This is a genomic window from Shewanella sp. BJSY2023SW005, assembly GCF_047314585.1.
GTDB lineage: Bacteria > Pseudomonadota > Gammaproteobacteria > Enterobacterales > Shewanellaceae > Shewanella > Shewanella algae.
In genome coordinates, this window is the sequence record NZ_JBKORJ010000027.1 from 50,501 (window position 1) to 74,301 (window position 23,801).

Here is a 23,801-nt window from a genome sequence, read left to right on the forward strand (position 1 = left end):
TATACAGCAAACGCAATTTAATAGCCAAAAACATGCAAACGCAATCTTGTTGGCACCGAGAGGTGGTTCCCCACCAGCGTACTTTCAATTTATTTTTGATATAGCTTGCAGCAGAAACACTGTTGTAAAGCGCAACAAAGATCGTAGAATGCCAAAACAATTTCAGCCTCATTTGTCCGGAGCAGTGACATGACAGATCTGACATACCTTGCCAAAAAGCGCTATACCACTAAGGCTTTTGATCCCAACAAGAAGATCCCCCAGGATAAAATTGAAGATCTGCAGAGTCTGCTGCAGTTCAGCCCCTCCTCGGTGAACTCCCAGCCATGGCACTTTGTACTGGCCGCGACAGATGAAGGCAAAGCCAAAATTGCCGAGTCTACCGCAGACTATGGCTTCAACACGCCAAAGATCCTCAACGCTTCCCACGTGGTAGTACTCTGTACCCGCAACAACATGGACGAAGCCCATCTGCTGCGTCTGCTTGAGCAAGAAGATGCCGATGGCCGCTTCGCCGACGAAAACGCCAAGCAAGGCCAACACAACGGCCGCTCTTTCTTCACCAATATGCACAAGTTCGAACTTAAGGATCTGCAGCACTGGATGGAGAAACAAACCTATCTGGCGCTGGGTACTCTGCTGCTGGGCGCCAGCGTATTGGACATAGATGCAACCCCAATTGAAGGCTTCGATGCGACTAAGCTCAACCAGGTGTTGGGTCTGAGAGAACAGGGCCTGACCGCCAGCGTGGTTGTGGCTCTTGGCTACCATGACGAGTCTGACTTCAACGCCAAGCTGCCCAAGTCTCGCCTGCCTCAAGAAGAGCTGTTTACCAAGATCTAACGAGGAACGAGTTTACATCATCCCTTTCAGAACCCGGCTCCACGCCGGGTTCCATTATTTTCACCTTGCACCCACGGACACCTGTGGCATAGTAGATTTTATCGTCAGTTCAGGATGAATGATTGCTACCATGCTGCTTGCCAAACCCGCGCTGGCCCAGCCAGAGACCACTGAGGTCAAGCCGACCCGACTCAAGGGCGATAACCCGCTTATCTGGCCGCTGCTCAGCTTGCTCAAACGCAGCAACCGCTCCTGGAAGGTGCATCACCTCGCCACCGAATTACAGCAACAGGGACTGATGCACGACTTGGATCCTCTGCCCGAGAAAGATCTGTTCAAACGCAACTTCCTGTTGATGAATGCCCTCTACGAACTGCAACACATGCTGTTGCCGGGCCAATGGCTGCAGGTACAGGCCATGGATATCATATTGCTGCGGATCCCACCGGCCAATGTGCTGCAACTGCAACAGGATGACTCGGCACTTAGAGACTACTACCTCGACTGGAACAACTACGACACCTGCGTCAATGTTGTTCGTGAGATGCTGGAGTCCTTCTGGAACAGTTATCAGGATTATATTGGCGTGTGTCCCGGCCGTTTTGCCCAACGAGAGGCACTGCGGGTATTGGAGCTGGAAGCCGACGCCAGCGACAAGGAGATCCGTCGCCAGTGGCGTAAACTGGCGCTGAAGTGGCACCCGGACAGGCAAGGTGGTGATGCCGCCAAATTCAGACAGATCTGCGAAGCCTGGCAAGCCCTGCGAGGTTGAATAACCAGGCAAACCGTCAAAGCTTAGCCTCGCTCACAGAAATGGCCGCCAAAGGCGCCGACGCTTAAGTCATAATTAAGCCAGTCACACTAACCTGACAGCAAAGGGCGCTGCGCCCGGTCAATTCTGAGGAGATTATTTTGCTCAAGCCACTGGTTGCCGCAATGGCACTTACCCTGATCCCGCTGGCCGCCAACGCCGCCGACTTTATCGAAGGTAAACACTATACCCAGATAGCCAAGAAAGGCAGTGAAGAACCCAAACTCACCGAGTTCTTCTCTTTCTACTGTCATAACTGCTTCAGCATGGAAACCCAGTATCTGCCGGACATCAAGGCCGGTCTCAATAAAGAAGTCAGCTTTGACAGCAAGCATGTCGACTTTATGAACAGCGATCTGGGCACTGAGGTGATGAAGTCTCTGGCCATCATGCAAGAGCTGGGCGCGACTGATAAGCTGGTTCATCCTATGTTTGCCGCCATTCAGGGCGAGGAAGGGGCCCATGGCCATGACCATTCCGCCCCTGGACACAAGCACACCTCTGCTATCAATAGCCGCGACGATATCAAGCAATTGTTTGCCGCCAACGGCGTCGATGTCAGCCAGTATGATGCCTTGGCCGACAGCAAGAAAATCAATGATGTCATCGCCTTGTGGCGTAAGCAGCAGAATGAATTTGCCATTCAGAGCGTGCCAAGCTTCGTGGTAAACGACAAATATATGGTTAACCTGGGAGAAATTCGCACCCTGGGCGAACTGACCGATCTGATCAATTTCCTGGCTACCGAAAAAGATGCCAAGCAAGATGAAGGCGGCAGCCTGGGTTGGTTGTTCCTGGCCTTTGCCGGTGTCGCCGCCGTCACCAGACGTCGCCGCTGAAATCAGACGGTATAACGATAACACGCTATATTCTCAAACAAGTCAAAGGCCACCCGGAGGTGGCCTTTTTGCTATCTAGTGTCTATTAGGGAAGGTGCGAATAAGTCCTCGTGGCACTCTCTTTTGTAGAGAGTGGCTTGCACAACAATTGGCGTTCAAGGCATCTGACTGAAGGCATGCCGGGGCCTGTCGAAGTCGGATAACGCAGAGAGCCGGTTGCTGTGAAAGCCCCGAAGGGCGTGGCTTACAGGCCTGCCTGCTGTGTTGTGCCTCTTGCAAAGGGCTAAGGCCATTTGCTGCGAACCACGCCTTGCATCCAGGCCCGTAAGCCGACGCAGAGCACACATGGGACTTGTTCACACCTTCCTTAGCCTCTACACAGTTAACCACCGAGGATCCGCTTCCACCAAGGCAGAGGTTCACCGCAGTTGGGCGCCGGGTGATAACTGTCGGCCAGCGCAGGTACCGCCACCACATTACGGCAATCGGCTTGTTTCGCCGCGCCTGTATCCCGGTCGAAATAGCCCTGCACCACGCCGTTGACCGGCGGCAACCTCAGCCCCAGTGGCGGCCGCTCGGCGAGGAAGCGTTGATAAACCGTCATGGCACCACTGCTGCCATAGAACTGGGTCTTGCCGTTGTCATCGCGGCCAACCCAAACGGCGGCAACGTTACGCTCGTCAAACCCGGCAAACCAGGAGTCGCGGCGGTCGTTGCTGGTGCCCGTCTTGCCCGCCAGCATCACGCCGGGGAAGGCCGCCCCTAGACGCGAAGCCGTGCCGGACTCCACCACCTTGGTCATGGCGTACTGCACCAGATAGTTGGCCGCAGGCGTTATCGCCTCATGGCGTGGCATACTGGCCACAGGCAGGGGCTGGTTGTCGCTGTCCAGCACGGCAGTCACCGCATTGAGCTGACGATAACGGCCACCGTCCGCCAGGGTCTGATATACCTGCGCCACCATCAAGGGGGAACCGTTCACGGCGCCGAGCAACATGGAAGGATAAGCCGATACAGCTTCATTCCAGCCGGCCTCTTTTAGCGTCGCGGCCACGGCATCGACGCCGACATTCATCCCCAAATTAACGGTCGGCACATTCATCGATTTCTTGAACGCCGTCAACAGTGGCACCTGGCCACGGAACTTGCGATCCACATTCTGTGGCGACCAGGTCTTGCCCTGCTCATTCTTGAGGGTAATGGCCTCATCTTTGAGGGGGCTGGCGAGATTGAACTTGCTGCCCTGAGCCAGCGCCGTGGCATAAACAAAGGGCTTGACCAGTGAACCTATGGGACGGCGAATTTCCACCGCCCGGTTGAAACCCTCGTAGCCAGGTACCTTGTCGCCCACCATGGCGGCGATACCGGCGCTGTACTTGTCGGTCACCACCATGCCTACCTGCAACTCTTTATCTTTCTTGCCAAGCTCCTTCAGGGTTCGCTCAACGGCGTTTTCGGCTGCTTCCTGCGCCATGGGGTCCAAGGTGGTATAGACCTTGACACCGGACTGCTTCAGCAGCGCCGCACCGTAGCGATCCTTGAGTTCCTGTTTGACCACGGCAAAGAAGGCCGGCAGTTTCTGGTGCACAGGTTTGTCCGAGCGCCTTAATCCCAGCGGCGACTCCGCTGCCGCCTTGTATTGGTCGACAGAAATTTTGCTGCCTTCCATCAAGAGCCGGAGCACCAGATCGCGCCGCTCCTGAGCCCTGTCAGGATAGCGCCAGGGGTTGTAGTAAGATGGCCCCTTGATGGCGGCGACCAGGAAGGCTTGCTGCGCCAGGGTCAGCTCTCCTACGGGGCGGCCAAAATAGAATTGCGATGCCAGCCCCATGCCATGCACGGCTCTGGATTTGTCCTGTCCCATGTAGACCTCATTGAGATAGGCCTCGAGGATTTCATCCTTGCTGTAACGAAAATCGATAATCAGCGCCATCAAGGCCTCTCTGGCCTTACGGATCAAGGAGCGCTCACTGGAGAGGAAGAAGTTCTTCGCCAGCTGCTGGGTCAGGGTAGAGCCGCCCTGTACCGTGCGACCGGCGCTGATATTGACCAGCAGGGCACGGGCGATGGCAAAGGGGTTCACCCCGTGGTGCTCATAGAAGCTGCGGTCTTCCACCAGAATAAGCGCTTCGACTATGTTTTCGGGGATCTGTTCGGTTGGTACAAAAAGCCTGTCCTCACCATCGCCGGCGATGATCCTGTCCAGCAGTACAGGTTCGAGATGAAACACCGCCAGTTGGCGTTTGTCGCTCATGCGCGCCACTGAAGTGACGCCGTTGGAGTCGAAACTTATCATCACCCGCTGCTCTGCCTGGCTACCCTCAGGATGCAGGAAGGGGCGACGCCACAGCTCGATTCGGGTACTGGAGGCAGAAAACTCCCCCACCTGGCGCGGATTGGCCACCTTGCGATAGCCCAGCAGCTTAAGTTCGGCCATCAGCTGGGCATGGCTCACCGCCGCCCCGGGATAGAGTGCCATGGAGCGACTGAACACCTGCGCCGGCAGGTGCCACTTCTGCCCTTCAAACTTACGGGCGATGATCTGATCCAGGTAGATACAATAGATAGTCAACGCCGCTACCAGAATAAGGGCCAGCTTCCAGGTTATCGACCATAACCTGCGACATAGCCCGGGGTTTTGCTGCGCCGGCTTGCTCTTGCTGCTGGTTTTTCTGGTACTTTTTTTCGTGGTACTTTTCTTGGTGGTCATGCTTATCCCAAAATTTACTACTGGATATTCAAGGTCTTTTTCTTGGTGAATTTAGTCGGCAAAGTATTGGCCGGGTCGTCGGGCCACAGGTGTTTAGGGTAGCGCCCACGCATCTCTTTTTTCACCTCGACATAGGGCCCTTGCCAAAAACTGGCCAGATCGGCCGTCAGCGCCAAAGGGCGCTGCGCCGGAGACAAGAGTTCCATGGTTACGGTCAACTCCCCTTGCAGCAGCCGCGGGCTTTCGGCCATGCCCAGCGCTTCCTGCAGACGCACACTCAGCAGCGCCCTGCCGCCGGCATCATAGCGGATCGGTGCCCGGGTGCCCGTGGCCATTTTCCAATGACTCGGCAGCCATTCATTCAGTGTCTGCTGCGCCTGCCACTCGAGGCGATTGAGCAGCAGCTGCTTGATATCCAATGCCATTAATCCCTTTAGCTGCTTGATATCGCTCAAAAATGGCTCCAACCACTCTTCGAGAGAATCCAGCAGCGCCGGATCGCTGCTGTCCGGAAATAGGCTCGGATCTTTGGATCTTGCCAGTGCCAGCCTGAACTGGAGCTGCCTGACATCCTCATCCATATTGAGCAGTGCCAAGCCTTTACTGCGCAGCAACGCCATAATCGCCTGAGCCCTCAGCTTGGGATCCGCCTCTTTCTCGGCCTCCCGCTTGAGTACTATCTCCCCCAGACGCAGTTGGCGCTCGGCAAAGAAACGTCCCTTGGACTCATCCCAGCCCGCCTGCTGTTGCCATGTACAGAGAAAGGCCAGCTCATTTTCCAGCAACCCCACCGGTAATTCGGCCGCCAGGTAGATACGGCCGGCGCTGCGGCCCTCGGTTTCCTGATAGTCGGCCACCACCAGAAACTCGCAGCCGCTGAGGCTGTCACCGGCATCGAGCACCACGCCGCTGCCATTGGCCAACTGGTAACCCTCGATGCCTCTTGCCTTGGCTATCCTGTCAGGAAATGCCAACGCCAACAACAGAGCACAATCGGCACGATTCGCCAATTTCAGAAAATCCGCCGCCTTGCCATTAAGCCCTAAGCGTCTGAGCCAGTTGCCGACTTGTCTGGTTTCAAGGCCTTGAGTGGCCTGAGAAAGTTTATCCATGATATCGGCGCCGTTGCCCGCTAGGCTTCTGGCCTCCAATAAGGCAGCCAGCAGACAAGCCAGACCGGCGAGCTCAGGCTCGCCGCGCCCCTGCCCCAAACTCTGCGCCCGGAGCAGCATGTGCGCCAACCGCGGCTGCGCCCCCAGTGCATAGGCCGCGCGGCCATGGGCGGTAAGCTTACGTTGCGGGTCAACCAATTGCAGCGACTGTAACAGCTGCCAGGCCACCGCCTCATTGGCTCTGGCCGGTGGTGTCAGTAAAGGCAAGTCACTGAGGCTGCGCACACCCCAGCAGGCCGCATCCAGGGCCATGGAGAGCAAGTCGGCATGCAAGATTTCCGGTTCATCCGCCTGCGGCAAGCGGCCGTGCTCCTCCTGGCCCCAAAGCCTTAAGCAAAAACCCGCACTGGTGCGCCCAGCCCGCCCGGCTCTTTGAGTGGCCGATGCCTGGCTGATACGCTTTAGTCCCAAACGGGTCACGCCGCTGCGGGGGTTGAAACTGGCCTGGCGCTTGTAACCACTGTCCACCACCAGAGTAATCCCCTCTATGGTCAGACTGGATTCCGCCAGGTTGGTGGACAGTACCAGCTTACGCTCACCGGCATTGGCCGGGGCAATCGCCGCATCCTGCTCTTTTGCACTCAATGAGCCGTAGAGAGGACAAATGCGCACATTGGCTGCAACTCTGGATTGCAGATAGTGCTTGAGGCGCTGAATTTCCCCCTGTCCCGGCAGGAAGGCGAGTATCGAGCCCTGTTGCTGCGCTTCGCTAACCCCCAAAGCGCAGGCCTGCTGAGGGTCCAGCAGCGCCAGCAACTGCCGCCCCATATGTTCAAGCCAAGGTGCCATGCCAGAGCCGGAACCCGAACCGCTGCGCCTCTGCGCCGAAGCGGCGCTGTAGGCGATAGTCACAGGGTAGCTGCGGCCCTCACTGACAAGCAGCTTGGCATCCGGCATCAAGGTTTGTAACGGCAAGCCTTCGAGCGTTGCCGACATGGCCAGCAAGTGTAAATCGTCCCGCAATGAGGCCTGCACTTCCAGTGCCAACGCCAGACCGAGATCTGTGCTCAGATGGCGCTCATGGATCTCATCGAAAATGATCATGGCAACGCCCTTGAGCTCAGGGTCCTGCTGGATCATGCGGGTCAGTACCCCCTCGGTGATGATCTCGAGTCGGGTGTTGCCGCTGACCTGACTCTCACCGCGAACCCTGAACCCCACCTCTTGCCCCAGTGCCAGCCCTCTTTGGCGCGCCAAAAAGCCGGCGATGGCCCGCGCTGCAACCCGCCGGGGCTCCAACATGAGGATCTTGCCGTCGATTTCCGGCCAGTCGAGCAGTGCCAAGGGCAGCGCGGTGGATTTACCGGCTCCGGTAGGCGCCTCGAGGATAACTTGCCGACAACTGGCCAAGGTTTGGCGCAGTTGAGGCAACAGGGATTGAATGGGTAAGTCGTTCAAGATTCAGGGCATGGCTTACAAAAACAGGCGCTCAGTGTAACCAGTTTCTGCCGCTGTGGCTAACCTAACGGATTGGCTCGCTCAGCGCCAATAAGGGCCTGGGCTTGCCTATGGCGTAGCCCTGAGCATAATCCACCCCCAGCTCCTGCAGTTTCGCCACTATGGCCTCGGTTTCCACAAACTCGGCAATAGTTTGAAACTCCATCTGCCTTCCCAACTGGCACATGGCGGCAATAATCGCCTGATCCACCTTGTCTTCACAGAGATTGAGCACAAACTGGCCGTCAATCTTCACATAATCCACCGCCAACTGTTTAAGGTAAGCAAAAGAGGAAAAGCCGGCACCAAAGTCATCCATCGCCAGCTTACAACCCAGGGGTTTAAGCAGCTCAATCAACCTGTGGGCCTGCTCTAGCTGGCTGAGAACCGAAGTTTCGGTGATTTCGATACACAGCTTATCGACCAATTCGGGTTCGGCCAGCAGGCGCATCTCAAGCCAGTCCATAAACTCCTCATCCTCGAGCGAGGACGCCGAAAGGTTCAGCGACACCAAAGACAGGGATTGCCACAACTCAAGATGCCTATTGCCCCAGAGCAGCAGATGATCTATCACCCAGCGATCCACCCTGGATGCCAGGTTATAACGCTCGGCCGCTGGCAGAAATATCGCCGGAGACAACATCTCTCCCTCCTCCTGATACATACGCAGCAAGATCTCCAGATGCATGCCGCTATCTGTAGCCTCCAGCGGGCGGATCTCCTGGAAATAGAGCTCAAATCTGTCATTGGCAAGAGCCCCGAGGACATCGACAGAGGCGGTCATTTCGCTGTAGAGCCGCTTGAGGCGGGGATCGCTGCTGTCGTAGAGTAACCAGCCGTTGCGCCCCTGCTCCTTGGCCAGGCGGCAGGCGGCATCGGCCTGGCCCATGACGGTATAAATGTCCTGGGCTGCCGGATCCAACTGGGCTATGCCTATGCTGGCCGAGACCCCGTGTTTGCGGTTTTCCCAGTTGAATTCGTGATTGAACAGCTGCTGACAGATACGCTCGGCGATATGTTTAGCCGACTCTGGGTTGCAAAAATGCATCAGGATCCCGAACTCATCGCCGCCGAGCCTAGCCACCACATCCCCCTTGCGCACCAGCTGCTTGAGCCGCTGCGCCACCTGACACAAGAGCCTGTCACCCGCGATATGACCGCTGACATTGTTGATCACCCGAAACTGGTCCAGATCCACAAAGGCAATACACACAGGCGGCGCCTGTTCCTCGCCGAGCACTTTGGCCAGCAGGGCTTCGAAATGCACCCGGTTGGGCAGGCCGGTCAGCGCATCATAATTGGCGTGAAATGACAGCTCGCTGGCCAATCTGTGGCGTTCACTGACATCCTCAGCCATCAGCACCAGGGTACGCTTATCAGCCTTACTGCGGCTGAAACTGAGTTTTTGCCAAGAGAGCTCCTGTCCATGCAGAAAACCAACCTCACACCAGGCCTGATTCAATACCCCATCGCGTACCACGGCCAGGGTATCAAGCAAAATCCCCTTGTCATCCTCACGCACCAACGCCAGCAGATCCTTGCTGTCACCGGCCACCAGTGTCTGCTTGGCTATCCGGTTCATCATGGTCAGTTGGTTGCTGCTGTCCAACTGCCCGCAAGCCAGGGGTAACTGTTGGAACAGCTCCTGATACTTGCGCTCACTGGCCAGCAGCGCCAAGGCGATACGGGTCAGCTCCATTGCCGAGCCTATCATGGCCGCCGCATGGCTGAGTTCATTGACAAAGTCTTCCTGCCAGCGCTTTTCGCCGCCGCATTGCAGGGCGCCAACGGCGATATGGGTATCCCCCAGATGCAGTGGCGGCAGCACCAACAGGCTGCGCACCTGCCATTGGCGTAAGAAACGTTTCTCTTCCTGAGCTTCCTTGGGAAGCTCTTCAATACTGTCCAAGGTCAGGAGTTTGGGGTGGCGTAACAGATTGCGAAAAAAAGGCATGTTCCCCAGCCCCCACTCCCGGGAAGCTTGCTGAGTCTTGAATTGGGGTTTGAGGTAGAGATTGCGGGTCTTGAGTCGCCCCGGTGTCTTACCGGCCGCCAGCACAAACACCCCGTCACAATCCAGTTGTCGGGTGATGATCTCCAGGGCGCGATCAACATTCTGCTCCAAGGTGATCAGCGGAGAATCGCTGAAGACATCCACCAGAGCATGTTGTAATTGATTGGCAAGACTCGCGGGCATAATGGGGTCATTTCCTTACGACTGTTTTTTGATCCGAAGAATCCATCCGATACCATTGCTTTTCATTCTCACCGAGTGAATCGACTCCTGTGTACAATGGTACAAGTCACAGTATAGGCCAAGGTCTTAACCGGGAACGAAAAATGAGCTCAATTACGCCTAAAAGGCTATTTCTGGGATTCGCGCCAACCACGGCAGAAAGAGCGAGCTTACTGACGTTGCAGCAAGCATGTGAACAAGCTGATGAACCGTCAGCCCCCGGTCTCAAGAAAGTGACTGAGGCCAATCTGCACCTAACCCTGGCGTTTCTCGGCCAGGTGACGGCAGAACAGCTCGGGGATTTACTCGCCGCCATTCCCGACTTGCCCTTGAAACGCTTTCGGGTGCGGCTCGAGCATCTCTGTTTCTGGCCCGGGCCGAAAATACTCTGCCTGGCCGGCACAGCCGAAGATCCGGCACTAATGGCGCTCGCCGGGGCGGCACAACAACTGGCGACAAACCTTGGGCTGCATAACAGCGAATATGATTACCGGCCCCATATCACCTTGATGCGAAGGGCCGGCAACCTACCGAAACTCGAACATATTCCAACGCTCGATTTAACGCCAAGCGAGCTGCAACTCTACGAGTCTTTGAGTACTCCAACCGGCGTCGAGTACCGGATATTGGCCAGCTGGCCGTTAAGCAACTGAATCACTTAAGCGCCTTGTGCATCACCACGCAGTCGAGCACTATACCTCTTGGGGAGTGATATTGGCTTATCCCCTCACCGCAAAAGCCACAGCTACGATAGAAGTCGGCGGCATTGAGGGTAGACTCCAGCGTCAGCGCAGTCACGCCTCTTTCACGCGCCAAAGACTCGAGATGAGCGAGCAAGTCACGCCCGAGCCCTTGGCCCATGGCTTGTGGATGCACGAACAGGGCTTCAATTCGGTTGTTATCCAGCATGCCGGTCGCCAGTATTTTTCCCTGATGTTCGAGCAGATAAAAGTCTCTCTCCACCATGGTGATAAAGACAGAGGGCATCTCGCCTTGGGTCCAAATTCTGAGCTCTTCATCTGCGTAAAATCCCCGGCAACCGGCTTGAATAGCCAGATTGCGGATATCCCAGGCAGCTTGTGCGTCTTCCTTTCTTGCCTTGCGTAACTTCATCCTGCACTTCCCTTTGTTGAAAAAATAGCGATACACCGGCATTAAAAAGCCGCCCAGTGGGCGGCTTGGTTTGGGCGTTAATTCCCTATGACTCAGTCCGCCAGCAGTTCGGCTATGGTCAACATACCATGAGTCGTGGCGCCTGCAGCCCAGAGGGCTGAAGCATTGTCTTCAAATGCGGCGGCCAGATCGATATGCAGCCAATCCACACCTTCATTGACAAAACGCCACAGGAAACCGGCGGCATTGGAAGCGCCACCGGCGCCGCCACCTTTTACCGGGCGGCTGTTGGCGGTATCGGCATAGGCAGAAGGGCACATCTCTTTATGCCAAGGCTCCAGCGGCAAAGGCCAAACATTTTCGGCCACTAGAGCCGCCTTTTGCTGCGTCAACGCCAGCAGAGGCTGGCTGGGGGAGAAGATGGCGTTATAGTTGCGGCCAACGGCCATCACAGCGGCGCCGGTCAGGGTGGCGGCATCAATAACCCGAGTCGCACCGCTGGCGCAGGCGGCCTGCAGACCATCGGCCAGCACCAAGCGTCCCTCGGCATCGGTATTGACCACTTCAACCGTGGTGCCGTTCTTGTAAGTCAGTATGTCTCCCAGCTTATAGGCACGACCACTGATCAGGTTCTCGGCGCAGCAGAGATAGAGTTTGACCCGCTTGTCGAGACCGTTCTGAATCGCCAGCCCCAGCGCCGCAGTAACAGTTGCCGCGCCGCCCATATCCGCCTTCATGCCCAGCATGCCTTCGGAAGCCTTGATGCTGTAACCGCCTGAGTCAAAGGTGATCCCCTTACCTACCAGCGCGACGGACACGGGAGCATCTTCACCCAGAGGGTTGAAGTCCAGTTCCAGCAATGCAGGTGGCCTTTCGCTGCCGCGGCCAACCGCATGAATGCCTATCCACTGCTCCTGCAACAAGGCCTCCCCTTCAACTATCCGGTAGCTGACCTTGTCACCGCCGAGTTCGGCCAGCCAATTGGCCGCCTGCTGCGCCAGTTTCAGTGGTGGCAGGTTTTCCGGGGTTTCATTGATAAGACTGCGGGCAAACGATGCGCTGTAAGCCCTGCTGGTCAGCGCGCCCTTGAGTGCCTCATCACCGGCCCACTGGATCTCATGTCCGCCTTTGGCAGTGACAAAGCCCTGGGCAAAGGCCCACTGACTGTTGAGGTCCCAACCCTCTCCCACCAAAGAAACCTGATTGATCCCCTGGTTACGCAGCTTACGGGCAGCCATCTGGATTTGTCGCAGGGCATCGTTTCCCTGCAGGTGGATCTGAGCCTGCTCAGCATTGTAGGTTACATCGGCCTTGCCCCAATGGGCCGCAGGGGCCTCATGGGTCAGCACTATCTTCATGGATTGACTCATTTCGATTCCTTCTTCTTTATGCAGTGAGCGCCTTCGCGCCACAATTGGTCCCAGTGTACTGCATTCCTGCCCGGCACTTGAAGCCCCGCGCCGAATGAGAATTGTTGCCAACTGTAAAGCCTGCTAGGCTTTGGGGTTTTCAACAACTTCAGGGAGATGGGGATGGAGTTTATCCCGCCACTGCAATCCGGCATTTTGATCCAAAGGTATAAACGCTTTCTGGCCGATGTCAGGCTGGATGATGGGACTGAGATTACCCTGCACTGCCCCAATACGGGTTCAATGAAGAACTGCCAGTTCCCCGGCGAGCGGGTTTGGTTCTCCTGTTCGGACAATCCCAAGCGTAAATACGCCCACACCTGGGAGCTGATGCAAACCCCTGAAGGCGACCTGATCGGTGTCAACACAGGACGGGCCAATGCCCTGGTAGAGGAAGGGATCCAAACGGGTGTCATCAGGGAACTGCAGGGGTACCAAAACCTCAAGCGGGAAGTGAAGTACGGTGATGAAAACAGCCGTATCGATATCTTTCTCAGCGAAGGGGCAGAGGCTGATTGCTATATCGAAGTGAAGAACACCACGCTCTTGGAAGAGGGTCATGGTTACTTTCCCGATGCTGTCACCAGCCGTGGTCAAAAACACTTGCGGGAACTGATGTCAGTGGTCAAAAGTGGCCAACGTGGGGTATTGGTGTTTTTAGTGCAACATACAGGGATAAAAACCGTATCAGCGGCCCACCATATAGATTCAAAATATGCCGATTTATTGAACGAAGCCATAGATACCGGGGTCGAAGTACTGGCCTATGCCACAAGCCTTTCACCTGAAGGCTTCAGGGTGGAATCAAGGCTCGAATTTGTTCGTCAGACAAGCCCCAAAAAGTGATAAAAAGTTGATTTAATCGGGTTTAGCAGACATATTCAAATAATTAGCAATAAGTAAATCGAAATATTTGCCTAGGTAGAGAGATTCTGATATAGATAGCGGCCGTTCATAAGAATGCCCTACGACGCAAATGGAAACAGGAGATGCGTTATGCCTGAAGGCACTAAAAAACTTGGTGTACTCGCTATCGCTGGTGTAGACCCTTACCAGGAAAAACCCGGTGAGGAGTACATGAACTCACAACAACTGAGCCACTTCAAGACCATTCTTGAAGCATGGAGGAATCAGTTGCGTCAAGAGGTGGATCGCACTCTTACCCATATGCAGGATGAAGCTGCAAACTTCCCGGATCCGGTTGACCGTGCCGCCCAGGAAGAAGAGTTCAGCCTCGAACTGCGCGCCCGCGACCGCGAACGTAAGCTGATCAAGAAGATCGAAAAGACACTGCAGAAAATTGAAGAAGATGACTTCGGTTTCTGCGAATCCTGCGGCGTCGAAATCGGCATCCGTCGTCTGGAAGCCAGACCGACAGCCGATCTGTGTATCGACTGCAAAACGCTCGCAGAGATCAAAGAAAAACAGATGGCAGGTTAATCTAATCTGCCGCAGCGCGGGGCCAAGTGTTACACTGGCCCCGCGTTTTTTTGTCACTCAGCCCTTGATGAACAACACTTCCTACATAGGCCGTTTCGCCCCCTCGCCTTCAGGCTCTTTGCATTTCGGCTCTCTTGTTGCCGCCCTCGGCAGTTATCTACGCGCCCGCTCAAAGCAAGGGCAGTGGTTGCTGCGAATAGAAGATATCGACCCTCCAAGAGAAGTCAGCGGCGCAGCCGATGACATAATGCGTACTCTGGAAGCCTTCGGCTTGCACTGGGATGGCGAAGTGCTGTATCAGAGCCGGCGCCTGCAAGACTATCAGCAACATATTGATGCCTTACTGGAATCCAATCAGGCCTACTATTGTCAGTGCACCCGCAAACAGATCCAGCAAAGAGGTGGTGTTTACGACGGCCGCTGCCGGGAGTTGCAACTCAAGCAAGGTGCCATTCGCATTCACAACCAACTGGCGGTTGCCCGGTTTATCGATGGCCATCTGGGTAAAGTCTGTGTCGACCCAGCCTTCGCTGCAGAAGACTTTATTATCAAGCGCAGCGATGGCCTGTACGCCTATCAACTGGCGGTGGTACTGGACGACGCCTTTCAGGGCATCACTGAGATAGTCCGCGGCGCCGATCTCTTGGAGGCCAGTTGCCGACAGATAAGCCTGTTTCGCCAATTCGGATTTCAGGAACCGAGCTTTTTTCATCTGCCACTGGCCAGCACCCAGGCAGGGCTCAAGCTTTCCAAGCAAAACCATGCCACACCGGTGGATAAACGCCATCCACAGCCGGCGCTGCTGGCGGCACTCGAGTTTCTCGGCCAGGCGGCTGTCACGCCCCAAGCCGATATGACTCAGATGTTGGCCCAGGCGGTGGCTCAGTTTGATCCAGACAGCATTCCCAAGCAGACAGAGATCCTCATCGGCCGCTGATATACTCATCGCCTGCTATTTGGTATATCATAGCCGCCAGTTTTTAACCCTTATTTTGCGTTAACGTTCCGAGGTGTCCCATTTTTCGCCGTATCAGTCAGTTTTGTAAGCAGTTGTTTGACGATGGTCAGACAACCAAGGCTCAACAAGAAGACAACACAGACACAGGTTTGAGCCTGGAGGTTATCCCGCGCGATGGCCACAGCATTTCCCGCAGACAGATTAGCGAGAATGCGCTCAAGGTTTTGTACCGCCTGCATAAGTCTGGCTTTCACGCCTATCTGGTTGGTGGCGGCGTACGCGATCTGCTGCTGGGACTGGAGCCGAAAGACTTTGACGTGGTCACCAATGCCACTCCGGAAGAGATCAAGAAGCTGTTTCGCAACTGCCGCCTGGTTGGCCGTCGTTTCCGCCTGGCCCATATCGTCTTTGGCCGGGATGTTATTGAAGTGGCTACCTTCCGCGGCCATCACGGCAACAGCGAAGAGAAGATTTCCAAGGTCAATTCGGCCGGACGACTGCTGCGCGACAATGTTTATGGCGACATAGATGAAGACGCCGAGCGCCGCGACTTTACCGTCAACGCCCTCTATTACAATATTGCCGACTACTCTATTCGCAGCTATGGCGGCGGTATTCATGATCTTAAGGCCAGAACCCTGCGACTGATTGGCGATCCCGAGACCCGTTATCGGGAAGACCCGGTGCGTATGCTGCGGGCCGTGCGCTTTGCCACCAAGCTTGGGATGTCCATCGAAAAACGCACTGCGGCCCCGATCAAGAGTTTGGCTCCGCTGCTGAAAGATATTCCGGCGGCGCGTATGTATGAAGAAGTGCTCAAGCTGTTTTTCGCCGGTAAGGCGCTGAACAACTATCAGATGATGCGCGAATATCAACTGTTTGCGCCCATTTTCCCTCTGGTGGAAAGCCTGCTGCGGGACGACCCCAAGGGCCCGGCCGCCAGACTGCTGAGCGAAATGATGCACAACACAGATGTGCGCGTTGGTGAAGACAAGCCTGTGACTCCGGCCTTCTTCTATGCCGCACTCCTTTGGTATCCACTGCAAAACCGCGCCCAGGATATCGCCTTGGAGAGCGGTCTCAGCCCCTATGATGCTTTCTTTGCCGCCATGGGCGATGTGCTCGAACAGCAGTGCCGTTCGGTAAGCATTCCCCGCCGCTTCAGCACTCCGGCGCGGGATATCTGGCAGTTACAGATGCGCTTTGAACGCTCTCAAGGGGGCCGCGCCTTCAAACTGATGGAACATCCCAAGTTCCGCGCCGCCTACGATCTCTTGCTGCTCAGAGCCAATGCCGAAGGCGGCAATCTGGCCAAGCAGGCCAGTTGGTGGCAAAAGTTTGTCGAGTCTGATGACGAGCAGAAGCAACAGCTGGTGCGCAGCGGCAGTAAGTCCAACGGCAGCCGCAACCGTAACGCCAATCAACGCCGGCGCCGCAAGCCTCGTCGCCCAAGCGAAAAACCACAGGCGGCCGAGTAAGATGACCGGAGTCTATGTGGCGCTGGGCGCCAACCTGGACTCTCCCGAGCGCCAGCTTGACAGTGCTTGCCTGGCGCTGCAACAGCTGGCGCGGCAAAACAGCTTTCGCGTTTCATCCTACTATCGTTCGGTTCCCATGGGCGATGTTCCCCAGCCGGACTATGTCAACGCGGTGGCCTATTTCGAGACCGAGCTGGCGCCGCTGGAACTCCTTGACGCCTTGCAGGAAATCGAGTTGCAGCAAGGGCGACAACGCCTGGTGCGCTGGGGCCCCAGAACCCTGGATCTGGACCTGTTGCTCTACGGCGATAAGCAGATACAGACCCCAAGGCTCACAGTGCCCCACTACGGCATCAAGAGCCGCGAGTTTGTCCTCATTCCACTGGAAGAGCTCAATCCTTCGCTGGTGTTGCCCTGCGGCACCGGCATAGCCACGCTGATCACCAATGCCATGCGCCAATCGCTGCAACTGATCCACCCCTCAGGCTGAGAACCTGAGCCGGATCGTTGCAGTCCAAAGCCGCATGGCATATAACACCACTTCACTCGGTTAATAAGAAGAGCATTATGTCTAAAATCACCACAGCTACCCTGCGTAAATTCAAGCAGGAAGGTAGAAAGTTTACCGCTCTGACCGCTTATGACGCCAGTTTTGCCGCCGCTTTTGACAGCGAAGGTGTAGACGTCCTGCTGGTAGGAGACTCATTGGGAATGGTTCTGCAAGGTCACGATGATACCTTGCCGGTCAGTGTCGAGGAGATGGCCTATCACACCCGTTGTGTTCGCCGCGGCATCAGCCGCAGTTTGTTGATGGCCGATCTGCCCTTCATGAGTTATGCCACTCCCGAGCAGGCGATGACCAATGCTACCAAGCTGATGCAGGCCGGTGCCAACATGGTCAAGATTGAAGGTGGCCAATGGTTGCTGGAAACGGTTTCCATGTTGACCGAGCGCGGCATTCCTGTCTGCGCCCACCTGGGACTGACGCCACAATCGGTGCACGTGTTCGGTGGTTTCAAGGTACAGGGCCGCGATGCCGACAACGCCCAGCGGATCCTGGATGAGGCCAAGGCACTGGAAGGTGCCGGGGCCCAGTTGTTGGTACTCGAGTGCGTACCGGCTTCGCTGGCAAAACAGATAACCGAAGCGCTGCAAATTCCGGTGATCGGCATAGGGGCCGGCAAGGATACTGATGGCCAAATTCTGGTGATGCACGATGTACTCGGGATCTCCAGCGGCTATATCCCGCGCTTTTCCAAGAACTACCTTAAGCAGACAGGTGAAATCCGTGAGGCCGTGAAGGCCTATATCGACGAAGTTCAGCAGGGACAATTCCCCGCAGAAGAGCACACATTTAACTGAGCCGGGGATTCGCCAGATTATGCTGACCACAGCCAAGATAGATGAGATCCGTGCCCGGGTACGGGAATGGCGCCAAAAAGGGGAAACCGTAGCCTTTGTCCCTACCATGGGCAATCTGCACCAGGGACATGTGAGTTTAATCCTCGAAGCCGCGCGCCGCGCCGATCACGTGGTGTCCTCGATTTTTGTCAATCCACTGCAGTTTGGCAAGAATGAGGATCTCGATGCTTATCCCCGCACCCTGGGCGCCGATCAACAGAAACTGACCGAAGCCGGCTGCGAGCTGCTGTTTACCCCAACACCCGAGCTTATCTACCCCAAAGGGCTGGATGCCCAGACCTTTGTGGAAGTCCCCGGGATCTCCGATGAGCTTTGCGGCGCCAGCCGTCCAGGGCACTTTCGCGGGGTCGCGACCATAGTCTGTAAGCTATTCAATATAGTTCAGCCTGACATCGCCCTGTTTGGCCGTAAGGACTACCAGCAGCTTCTGGTGATCAAGACCATGGTGGCCGACCTGTCGCTGCCCATCGAGGTCATAGGGGTAGAAACCGTTCGCGAGGATTCCGGCCTGGCACTGAGTTCGCGCAATGGTTATCTCACCGAAGCCGAAAAAGCACTGGCGCCCAAGCTCAAGGCAAGCATGGATAAACTGGCCGAGGCGATTGTACTGGGGCAGGATATCGACCAGGCCATCAGCAATGCCAAGGAGTTCCTGCGCGCCGCCGGGCTTGAGCCCGACTATCTGGAAGTGCGTGAGGCTTCAAGCCTCAAACCTGTGAGCAGCGATGACAAGTCGCTGGTGATCCTGGCCGCCGCTTATCTTGGCAAGGCTCGCCTCATAGACAATATGACGCTGTCACGCTGATATCCTTTCTTTAGGGAGGGGGAAATATTCCCCCCTCTTTCTTCCGAAGACCTTTTTCCAGGTCGCCAAAAAAATTTCCTTAGTCAAAAACTGGTCTTCAATAAAGGTTTGAGTCATATTGGTTACACTTGTTTTAGATATGTAACGAAAGGATTCCCGCCCCAATGTTGCCCGGACAGCCCAGACTCTGGCTCTTTGCTGCACTGCTGCTCGCTTCGCAAGTTCAGGCAGGTACCGTCTATAAATGTATCAAAGAGGACAAGGTAGTATTCAGCCAGCTTCCCTGCCCGCAAGCCTTCAAACAGCACAAGATTGAATATCAGTATGGCGTGACCACGGAAACGGCCGAGGGAGAAAGAGTTGATCCGCTGCAATCCCTTTTGGAGAACGACAGCCTGCCAGAAGACAAGCTATTGCAGCGACTGGAAGCCGAAGTCTATCGGCTGCAGCAGGAAAACAGCTATCTGGAAATACTGCGGGCCAGCGAGCTACAAAAGCAGGAGCGGCAACGCTATTGGCAGAAACTGGAGCGGGAAGACCCCGCTTTTGTTGAGCAACGCGGCAAGATAAACGCCCATTTTGATGAGCTCAAACGCGCCAATGATGACAAGATAGCCAAGCTGCAGCAACACAGACAGTTGCTGCAGCAAAAATCCGAGGCTCAGCCCTGAGTCAGCTGCGCAGCCCTATCCCACGGGAGATCAGGTAATAGGCCAGCAACCAGAGACCCGCACAGAACCCCAACATCACGCCAATAGACAGCGGCACGCTCATATCGGCAAATCCCAGGAAACCGTAGCGGAACACGTTGATCATATACACCACAGGGTTCAGCGCCGATACGCCACGCCAAAAGTCAGGCAGCAGCGACAGCGAGTAAAACACCCCGCCAAGATAGGTCAGCGGCGTCAACACAAAGGTGGGGATAATGCTGATGTCGTCGAAGCTCTTGGCAAACACGGCATTGATAAGGCCGCCAAGGGCAAACAGCACTGAGGTCAGAAACACTGTGACTATCACCAATCCCAAGTGCTGCACACTGAGATCGACAAAGAACATGGCCACCAGGGTCACTATCAGGCCCACCAGCAATCCACGGGCGACACCGCCACCGACATAGCCGGCTATCATCACATAGTGGGGCACAGGCGCCACTATCAGCTCTTCCAGGTTACGCTGGAACTTGGCGCTGAAAAAGGAAGATGCCACATTGGAATAGGAGTTGGTAATCACCGACATCATGATAAGGCCCGGGGCGATAAACTCCATGTAGGACACCCCGCCCATCTCACCGATGCGACTGCCCACCAGATTACCGAAGATCAGGAAATACAGTGTCATGGTGATCGCCGGCGGTACCAGCGTCTGTACCCAGATGCGGGTAAAACGGGTAATTTCCTTGATTAAAATACTCTTGAAGGCAACCAGATACAGACCTCTCATGCCTGGCCTCCTTGGGCATTCTCAACCAGTTTCACAAACAACTCCTCCAATCGATTGGCCTTGTTACGCATGGATAGCACCTCAACCCCCTGCTCGCTCAGTAAACCGAAGACGGCGTTCAGGCTGTGGGACTTCACCAAGTCCACTTCCAGGGTCGCCGGATCGGTAAGCCTGACTGTGATATCGCCAAGTTTGGGTACCTCAACAAGCGGCTGCTTGATATCCAACACAAAGGTTTCCATATCCAGTTTCGACAGCAGGGATTTCATACTGGTGCACTCCACCAGTACACCCTTATCGATAATGCCTATGTTGCGGCAGAGCATTTCCGCTTCTTCCAGATAGTGGGTCGTCAGTATGATGGTGACGCCTTCAGCGTTTATTTTTTTGAGAAACTCCCACATGGAGCGCCGCAGTTCTATATCCACCCCGGCGGTGGGCTCATCGAGGATCAAAAGCTTGGGCTCGTGCATCAGTGCCCTGGCTATCATCAAACGCCGCTTCATGCCGCCTGAAAGCTGCCGGGATTGGCTGTTGCGCTTGTCCCAGAGATCCAGTTGCCTGAGGTATTTCTCGGCCCGCTTATGGGCTTCGGCTCTGGGCACACCGTAATAACCGGCCTGGTTAACCACGATTTGCAGCACGGTCTCGAACTGGTTGAAGTTGAATTCCTGCGGCACCAGGCCGATACACAATTTGGCCTGCTCCAGCTCTTTATCCAGATCATGGCCAAAGACCCGCACACTGCCGCCACTCTTGTGCACCAGCGAGCTTATGATACCGATAGTGGTGGACTTACCGGCACCGTTGGGGCCGAGCAAGGCAAAAAAGTCGCCCTGAGCCACATTCAGGCTAATCCCTTTGACGGCTTCGACACCGCCCTTATAGGTCTTCTTAAGATTGTCCAGCTCCAACGCCAGAGCTTTGGTCGTCATAGATGTTTCTCCTAAAGAGCCTCCAATACCTGGGGTATCGGCAGCGGCCCGGGACGCAAAAAGCAAGACTCCCGCCGTGGCGGGAGTCCGTCTTACTATACAAACAAAGCCGAAATCACAGCTTGCTTACTCCTGCGGGATCACCTTGGCGATATAAGGCAGGTTGCGGTACTGCTCGGCGTAGTCGATACCATAACCGACCACGAATTCATCAGGAATAGTAAAACCGACAAAGTCTACCGGTACGTCGACTTCACGGCGGTCCGGCTTGTCCAGCAGAGTACAGAGAGTCAGACTCTTTGGCTCACGCAGCAGCAGCATTTCGCGTACCTTGTTGAGCGTGTTGCCCGAGTCAATCAGATCTTCGACGATCAACACATCACGATCGGCGATTTCCGACTGAACATCTTTGAGTATCTTCACGTCTCTGGAGCTGGTCATGGCATTGCCATAGCTGGAAACAGACATAAAGTCGATCTCTACATGGCCCTTAATCCGACGGCAGAGATCGGCCATAAAGACCACTGAGCCCTTGAGCAGGCCGACCATCAGCAACTTGTCGGCATTGGCATAATGCGCGTTGATGCGCTCGGCTAATTCATCCAGTTTCTGGTTGATCTCTTCTGCCGAGATCATCACTTCGGTGGTGTGTTTCATATCACTCTCAATTGTCGATCTCACTGTCTTTGGGTTTGTCATAACCCCAGCGATCCGTTAATGCATGTTCGACACCCAGATGATCCAGGATCCGGGCGACCATGAAGTCTATCAGATCTTCAATGGATTTGGGATGATGATAAAAGCCGGGGGCGGCCGGCATTATGATGGCGCCCAGTTGGCTGAGTTTCAACATATGTTCGAGATGAATGGCGTTGAAAGGTGTCTCTCTGGGCACCAACAACAACTGACCGCGCTCCTTGAGCACTACATCGGCGGCCCGCTCCAGCAGGCTGTTACTCATGCCGGTGGCCACCGCGGCCAGGGTGCCGGTTGAGCAGGGACAGATCACCATCTGCTTTGGCGCCGCCGAGCCGGACGCCGGCGGAGAGAACCACTCATCCTTGCCGAGCACCCTCAGCTCACCGCCTTCGGGAAACAGTTTTCTGAGCTGCTCTGTGGCCTTGTCCGGTGCGCTGCTGAGTTTGAGCCCATGTTCCGTTGCCAGCACCACCCGAGCGGCGCTGGACACCATCAGAAAAACCCGAAACTCGGCCTTGAGCAAGCACTCCAGCAGCCTCAGCCCATAGGGCGCCCCGGAGGCGCCGGTCCAGGCGAGGCTGATACTCTTAATCTGCTGATATTTCACGCTTTGACCTCGCCACTTCTGGCTTTAAGGGCCTGGAGCAACTTTTGATGCAGGCCGCCAAAGCCGCCATTGCTCATGATCAGCACGGTATCGCCGGGCTTGGCTTCACCACTGACCTTGGCCACTATCTCATCTATGTCGTGCAAAACCTGCACCGGCAGCGGCGCCGCCTGCATGGCCGCGGCAATATCCCAATCGATATTATCCGCCTGATACAACACGGCCTCATCGGCCAGGGCCATGGAGTTGGCCAGTGTGTCTTTATGCACCCCTTGCTTCATGGTGTTGGAGCGGGGCTCGAGCACGACAGTGATTTTGCCCTGGCCCACCTTGGCGCGCATCCCCTGAAGAGTAGTGGCGATTGCCGTTGGGTGATGGGCAAAGTCGTCATAAACGCTGACACCCTCTACGCTTCCCAGCAACTCGAGACGGCGCTTGGGCGGGGTAAAGTCTGCCAGCGCCTTGAGTGCATCTACCGGCAAGACCCCAACATGACGCGCCGCGGCTATCGCCATAGTGGCGTTGTCTATGTTGTGACGCCCAATCAGGCCCCAGCTCAAAACGCCCTGGGATTCACCGCGGAAAAATAGCTCAAATTCGTGACCATCGTCTGTCAACATCCTGGCGCTCCAGTCCCCCTGGCCCGCTTCATGGCTCAAGGTTTCCTGCTCACTCCAGCAGCCCTTGGCTATCACGCCGGCAACCGCCTGGCTGTCTTGCGGCCAGATCACCCGGCCATCCCCCGGCACGATTCTGAGCAGATGGTGAAACTGCTTCTGTATCGCCTTGAGATCGTCGAAGATATCGGCATGGTCGAACTCCAGGTTGTTGATCACCAAGGTTCTTGGCTGGTAATGCACAAACTTGGAGCGCTTGTCGAAGAAAGCGCTGTCATATTCGTCGGCCTCGACCACAAAGAAGGGCGACTCGCCCAACCTGGCCGAAATGCCGAAATTCTGTGGCACCCCACCAATCAAAAAGCCAGGTTGATAGCCGCAGGCTTCGAGGATCCAGGCCAACATGCTGGCGGTAGAGGTTTTGCCATGGGTACCGGAAACGGCCAATACCCAACGTTTGGGCAATATATGGTCATGCAGAAACTGCGGACCCGAGGTGTATTTCAGGCCGCGGTTGAGTACGGCTTCCACACAGGGGTTGCCGCGGCTCATGGCATTGCCTATCACCACGAGATCCGGCTCGGGATCCAGCTGTGACGGGTCAAACCCCTGAATAAGGTCTATCCCCTGCTGCTCAAGCTGGGTACTCATGGGTGGGTAAACATTGGCATCGGAGCCGGTGACCTTATGTCCCATGGCGCGAGCCAGCAGCGCCAAGCCCCCCATAAAAGTGCCACAGATCCCCAGAATATGTACGTGCATTAAGGCCATCCTTCTGCAGTGAGTCCGCTCACCCCACGTTGGGCGAGTTTGCATGCCGCTCATTG

22 protein-coding genes are annotated in these 23,801 nt (G+C 55.8%); 12 read left to right on the plus strand and 10 right to left on the minus strand.

The window, feature by feature from the left end:
* Window positions 1-189: 189 nt before the first annotated feature.
* The 3 genes from ACMHXI_RS08555 (at window position 190) to ACMHXI_RS08565 (ending at window position 2,493) form a co-directional block, all read left to right on the plus strand.
* Window positions 190-843, plus strand: a complete 654-nt coding sequence (locus tag ACMHXI_RS08555; protein WP_045283714.1) for an oxygen-insensitive NAD(P)H-dependent nitroreductase NfsB — start codon at window positions 190-192, stop codon at window positions 841-843.
* A gap of 130 nt (window positions 844-973) precedes the next feature.
* Entirely contained in the window at window positions 974-1,615 is a 642-nt protein-coding gene (locus tag ACMHXI_RS08560; protein WP_028780153.1) for a DNA-J related domain-containing protein, read from the plus strand.
* Window positions 1,616-1,755: 140 nt separating this feature from the next.
* Window positions 1,756-2,493, plus strand: a complete 738-nt coding sequence (locus ACMHXI_RS08565; protein ID WP_045283713.1) for a DsbA family protein — start codon at window positions 1,756-1,758, stop codon at window positions 2,491-2,493.
* Window positions 2,494-2,875: 382 nt separating this feature from the next.
* On the opposite strand, the gene mrcB is transcribed toward ACMHXI_RS08565, so the two are convergent.
* The 3 genes from mrcB to ACMHXI_RS08580 form a co-directional block, all read right to left on the minus strand.
* Window positions 2,876-5,203, minus strand: coding sequence for a penicillin-binding protein 1B (mrcB, locus tag ACMHXI_RS08570; protein ID WP_109248964.1), 2,328 nt, complete (start codon window positions 5,201-5,203; stop codon window positions 2,876-2,878).
* 17 nt (window positions 5,204-5,220) lie between these two features.
* Window positions 5,221-7,773 carry an ATP-dependent helicase HrpB gene (gene hrpB, locus ACMHXI_RS08575; RefSeq protein WP_413734669.1) on the minus strand — a complete coding sequence of 851 codons (2,553 nt, stop codon included), beginning with the start codon at window positions 7,771-7,773 and terminating at the stop codon, window positions 5,221-5,223.
* A 64-nt stretch (window positions 7,774-7,837) separates the two neighbouring features.
* Window positions 7,838-10,009: a putative bifunctional diguanylate cyclase/phosphodiesterase gene (locus tag ACMHXI_RS08580; RefSeq protein WP_208184450.1), complete on the minus strand. Its 2,172-nt coding sequence runs from the start codon at window positions 10,007-10,009 to the stop codon at window positions 7,838-7,840.
* A gap of 143 nt (window positions 10,010-10,152) precedes the next feature.
* Here ACMHXI_RS08580 and thpR point away from each other — a divergent pair, with 143 nt between their 5' ends.
* Complete coding sequence (thpR, locus tag ACMHXI_RS08585) at window positions 10,153-10,701, plus strand: RNA 2',3'-cyclic phosphodiesterase (protein WP_109248967.1); 549 nt, start codon at window positions 10,153-10,155, stop codon at window positions 10,699-10,701.
* A 1-nt stretch (window position 10,702) separates the two neighbouring features.
* On the opposite strand, the gene ACMHXI_RS08590 is transcribed toward thpR, so the two are convergent.
* Window positions 10,703-11,161 (minus strand): GNAT family N-acetyltransferase, encoded by a 459-nt coding sequence (locus tag ACMHXI_RS08590; RefSeq protein ID WP_109248968.1) that lies wholly within the window; start codon window positions 11,159-11,161, stop codon window positions 10,703-10,705.
* 92 nt (window positions 11,162-11,253) lie between these two features.
* Window positions 11,254-12,531: an aminopeptidase PepB gene (pepB, locus tag ACMHXI_RS08595; RefSeq protein WP_025886963.1), complete on the minus strand. Its 1,278-nt coding sequence runs from the start codon at window positions 12,529-12,531 to the stop codon at window positions 11,254-11,256.
* 162 nt (window positions 12,532-12,693) lie between these two features.
* Between pepB and sfsA the strand changes: the two genes are divergently transcribed.
* The 8 genes from sfsA (at window position 12,694) to ACMHXI_RS08635 (ending at window position 19,344) form a co-directional block, all read left to right on the plus strand.
* Window positions 12,694-13,416: a DNA/RNA nuclease SfsA gene (sfsA, locus tag ACMHXI_RS08600; protein ID WP_144165125.1), complete on the plus strand. Its 723-nt coding sequence runs from the start codon at window positions 12,694-12,696 to the stop codon at window positions 13,414-13,416.
* Window positions 13,417-13,566: 150 nt separating this feature from the next.
* Window positions 13,567-14,010, plus strand: coding sequence for an RNA polymerase-binding protein DksA (gene dksA / locus ACMHXI_RS08605; RefSeq protein WP_025010051.1), 444 nt, complete (start codon window positions 13,567-13,569; stop codon window positions 14,008-14,010).
* 67 nt (window positions 14,011-14,077) lie between these two features.
* The gene (gluQRS, locus tag ACMHXI_RS08610) at window positions 14,078-14,947 is read left to right on the plus strand and encodes a tRNA glutamyl-Q(34) synthetase GluQRS (RefSeq protein WP_413734673.1); all 870 of its coding nucleotides are present in this window, start codon (window positions 14,078-14,080) and stop codon (window positions 14,945-14,947) included.
* Window positions 14,948-15,060: 113 nt separating this feature from the next.
* On the plus strand, window positions 15,061-16,446 hold the full coding sequence (gene pcnB, locus ACMHXI_RS08615; RefSeq protein ID WP_413734675.1) for a polynucleotide adenylyltransferase PcnB: 1,386 nt from the start codon (window positions 15,061-15,063) through the stop codon (window positions 16,444-16,446).
* 1 nt (window position 16,447) lies between these two features.
* On the plus strand, window positions 16,448-16,936 hold the full coding sequence (gene folK / locus ACMHXI_RS08620; protein WP_101058258.1) for a 2-amino-4-hydroxy-6-hydroxymethyldihydropteridine diphosphokinase: 489 nt from the start codon (window positions 16,448-16,450) through the stop codon (window positions 16,934-16,936).
* Window positions 16,937-17,013: 77 nt separating this feature from the next.
* Complete coding sequence (gene panB, locus ACMHXI_RS08625; protein WP_028780165.1) at window positions 17,014-17,808, plus strand: 3-methyl-2-oxobutanoate hydroxymethyltransferase; 795 nt, start codon at window positions 17,014-17,016, stop codon at window positions 17,806-17,808.
* A gap of 19 nt (window positions 17,809-17,827) precedes the next feature.
* A complete protein-coding gene (gene panC, locus ACMHXI_RS08630; protein ID WP_208159684.1) occupies window positions 17,828-18,673 on the plus strand; it encodes a pantoate--beta-alanine ligase in 846 nt (281 codons plus the stop codon).
* 164 nt (window positions 18,674-18,837) lie between these two features.
* Entirely contained in the window at window positions 18,838-19,344 is a 507-nt protein-coding gene (locus tag ACMHXI_RS08635) for a DUF4124 domain-containing protein (protein WP_093982285.1), read from the plus strand.
* A gap of 1 nt (window position 19,345) precedes the next feature.
* Here the strand turns inward: ACMHXI_RS08635 and ACMHXI_RS08640 are convergent, their stop codons facing one another.
* The 5 genes from ACMHXI_RS08640 to mpl form a co-directional block, all read right to left on the minus strand.
* Complete coding sequence (locus ACMHXI_RS08640; RefSeq protein ID WP_025010045.1) at window positions 19,346-20,116, minus strand: ABC transporter permease; 771 nt, start codon at window positions 20,114-20,116, stop codon at window positions 19,346-19,348.
* Entirely contained in the window at window positions 20,113-21,051 is a 939-nt protein-coding gene (locus ACMHXI_RS08645; RefSeq protein WP_025010044.1) for an ABC transporter ATP-binding protein, read from the minus strand. The genes ACMHXI_RS08640 and ACMHXI_RS08645 overlap by 4 nt, the downstream gene beginning before the upstream one ends.
* Before the next feature lie 126 nt (window positions 21,052-21,177).
* The gene (gene hpt, locus ACMHXI_RS08650) at window positions 21,178-21,708 is read right to left on the minus strand and encodes a hypoxanthine phosphoribosyltransferase (RefSeq protein ID WP_025010043.1); all 531 of its coding nucleotides are present in this window, start codon (window positions 21,706-21,708) and stop codon (window positions 21,178-21,180) included.
* Between the two features lie 7 nt (window positions 21,709-21,715).
* Window positions 21,716-22,357, minus strand: a complete 642-nt coding sequence (locus ACMHXI_RS08655) for a flavin prenyltransferase UbiX (RefSeq protein ID WP_025010042.1) — start codon at window positions 22,355-22,357, stop codon at window positions 21,716-21,718.
* Window positions 22,354-23,736, minus strand: coding sequence for a UDP-N-acetylmuramate:L-alanyl-gamma-D-glutamyl-meso-diaminopimelate ligase (gene mpl / locus ACMHXI_RS08660; RefSeq protein WP_413734679.1), 1,383 nt, complete (start codon window positions 23,734-23,736; stop codon window positions 22,354-22,356). The genes ACMHXI_RS08655 and mpl overlap by 4 nt, the downstream gene beginning before the upstream one ends.
* Window positions 23,737-23,801 lie beyond the last annotated feature (65 nt).

Coding starts and splice junctions, on each gene's coding strand:
- ACMHXI_RS08555 (WP_045283714.1), top strand. CDS start 190: ATGACAGATCTGACATACCTTGCCAAAAAGCGCTATACCACTAAGGCT.
- ACMHXI_RS08560 (WP_028780153.1), top strand. CDS start 974: ATGCTGCTTGCCAAACCCGCGCTGGCCCAGCCAGAGACCACTGAGGTC.
- mrcB (WP_109248964.1), bottom strand. CDS start 5,203: ATGACCACCAAGAAAAGTACCACGAAAAAAAGTACCAGAAAAACCAGC.
- ACMHXI_RS08580 (WP_208184450.1), bottom strand. CDS start 10,009: ATGCCCGCGAGTCTTGCCAATCAATTACAACATGCTCTGGTGGATGTC.
- thpR (WP_109248967.1), top strand. CDS start 10,153: ATGAGCTCAATTACGCCTAAAAGGCTATTTCTGGGATTCGCGCCAACC.
- ACMHXI_RS08590 (WP_109248968.1), bottom strand. CDS start 11,161: ATGAAGTTACGCAAGGCAAGAAAGGAAGACGCACAAGCTGCCTGGGAT.
- pepB (WP_025886963.1), bottom strand. CDS start 12,531: ATGAGTCAATCCATGAAGATAGTGCTGACCCATGAGGCCCCTGCGGCC.
- sfsA (WP_144165125.1), top strand. CDS start 12,694: ATGGAGTTTATCCCGCCACTGCAATCCGGCATTTTGATCCAAAGGTAT.
- dksA (WP_025010051.1), top strand. CDS start 13,567: ATGCCTGAAGGCACTAAAAAACTTGGTGTACTCGCTATCGCTGGTGTA.
- gluQRS (WP_413734673.1), top strand. CDS start 14,078: ATGAACAACACTTCCTACATAGGCCGTTTCGCCCCCTCGCCTTCAGGC.
- folK (WP_101058258.1), top strand. CDS start 16,448: ATGACCGGAGTCTATGTGGCGCTGGGCGCCAACCTGGACTCTCCCGAG.
- panB (WP_028780165.1), top strand. CDS start 17,014: ATGTCTAAAATCACCACAGCTACCCTGCGTAAATTCAAGCAGGAAGGT.
- panC (WP_208159684.1), top strand. CDS start 17,828: ATGCTGACCACAGCCAAGATAGATGAGATCCGTGCCCGGGTACGGGAA.
- ACMHXI_RS08635 (WP_093982285.1), top strand. CDS start 18,838: ATGTTGCCCGGACAGCCCAGACTCTGGCTCTTTGCTGCACTGCTGCTC.
- ACMHXI_RS08640 (WP_025010045.1), bottom strand. CDS start 20,116: ATGAGAGGTCTGTATCTGGTTGCCTTCAAGAGTATTTTAATCAAGGAA.
- ACMHXI_RS08645 (WP_025010044.1), bottom strand. CDS start 21,051: ATGACGACCAAAGCTCTGGCGTTGGAGCTGGACAATCTTAAGAAGACC.
- hpt (WP_025010043.1), bottom strand. CDS start 21,708: ATGAAACACACCACCGAAGTGATGATCTCGGCAGAAGAGATCAACCAG.
- mpl (WP_413734679.1), bottom strand. CDS start 23,736: ATGCACGTACATATTCTGGGGATCTGTGGCACTTTTATGGGGGGCTTG.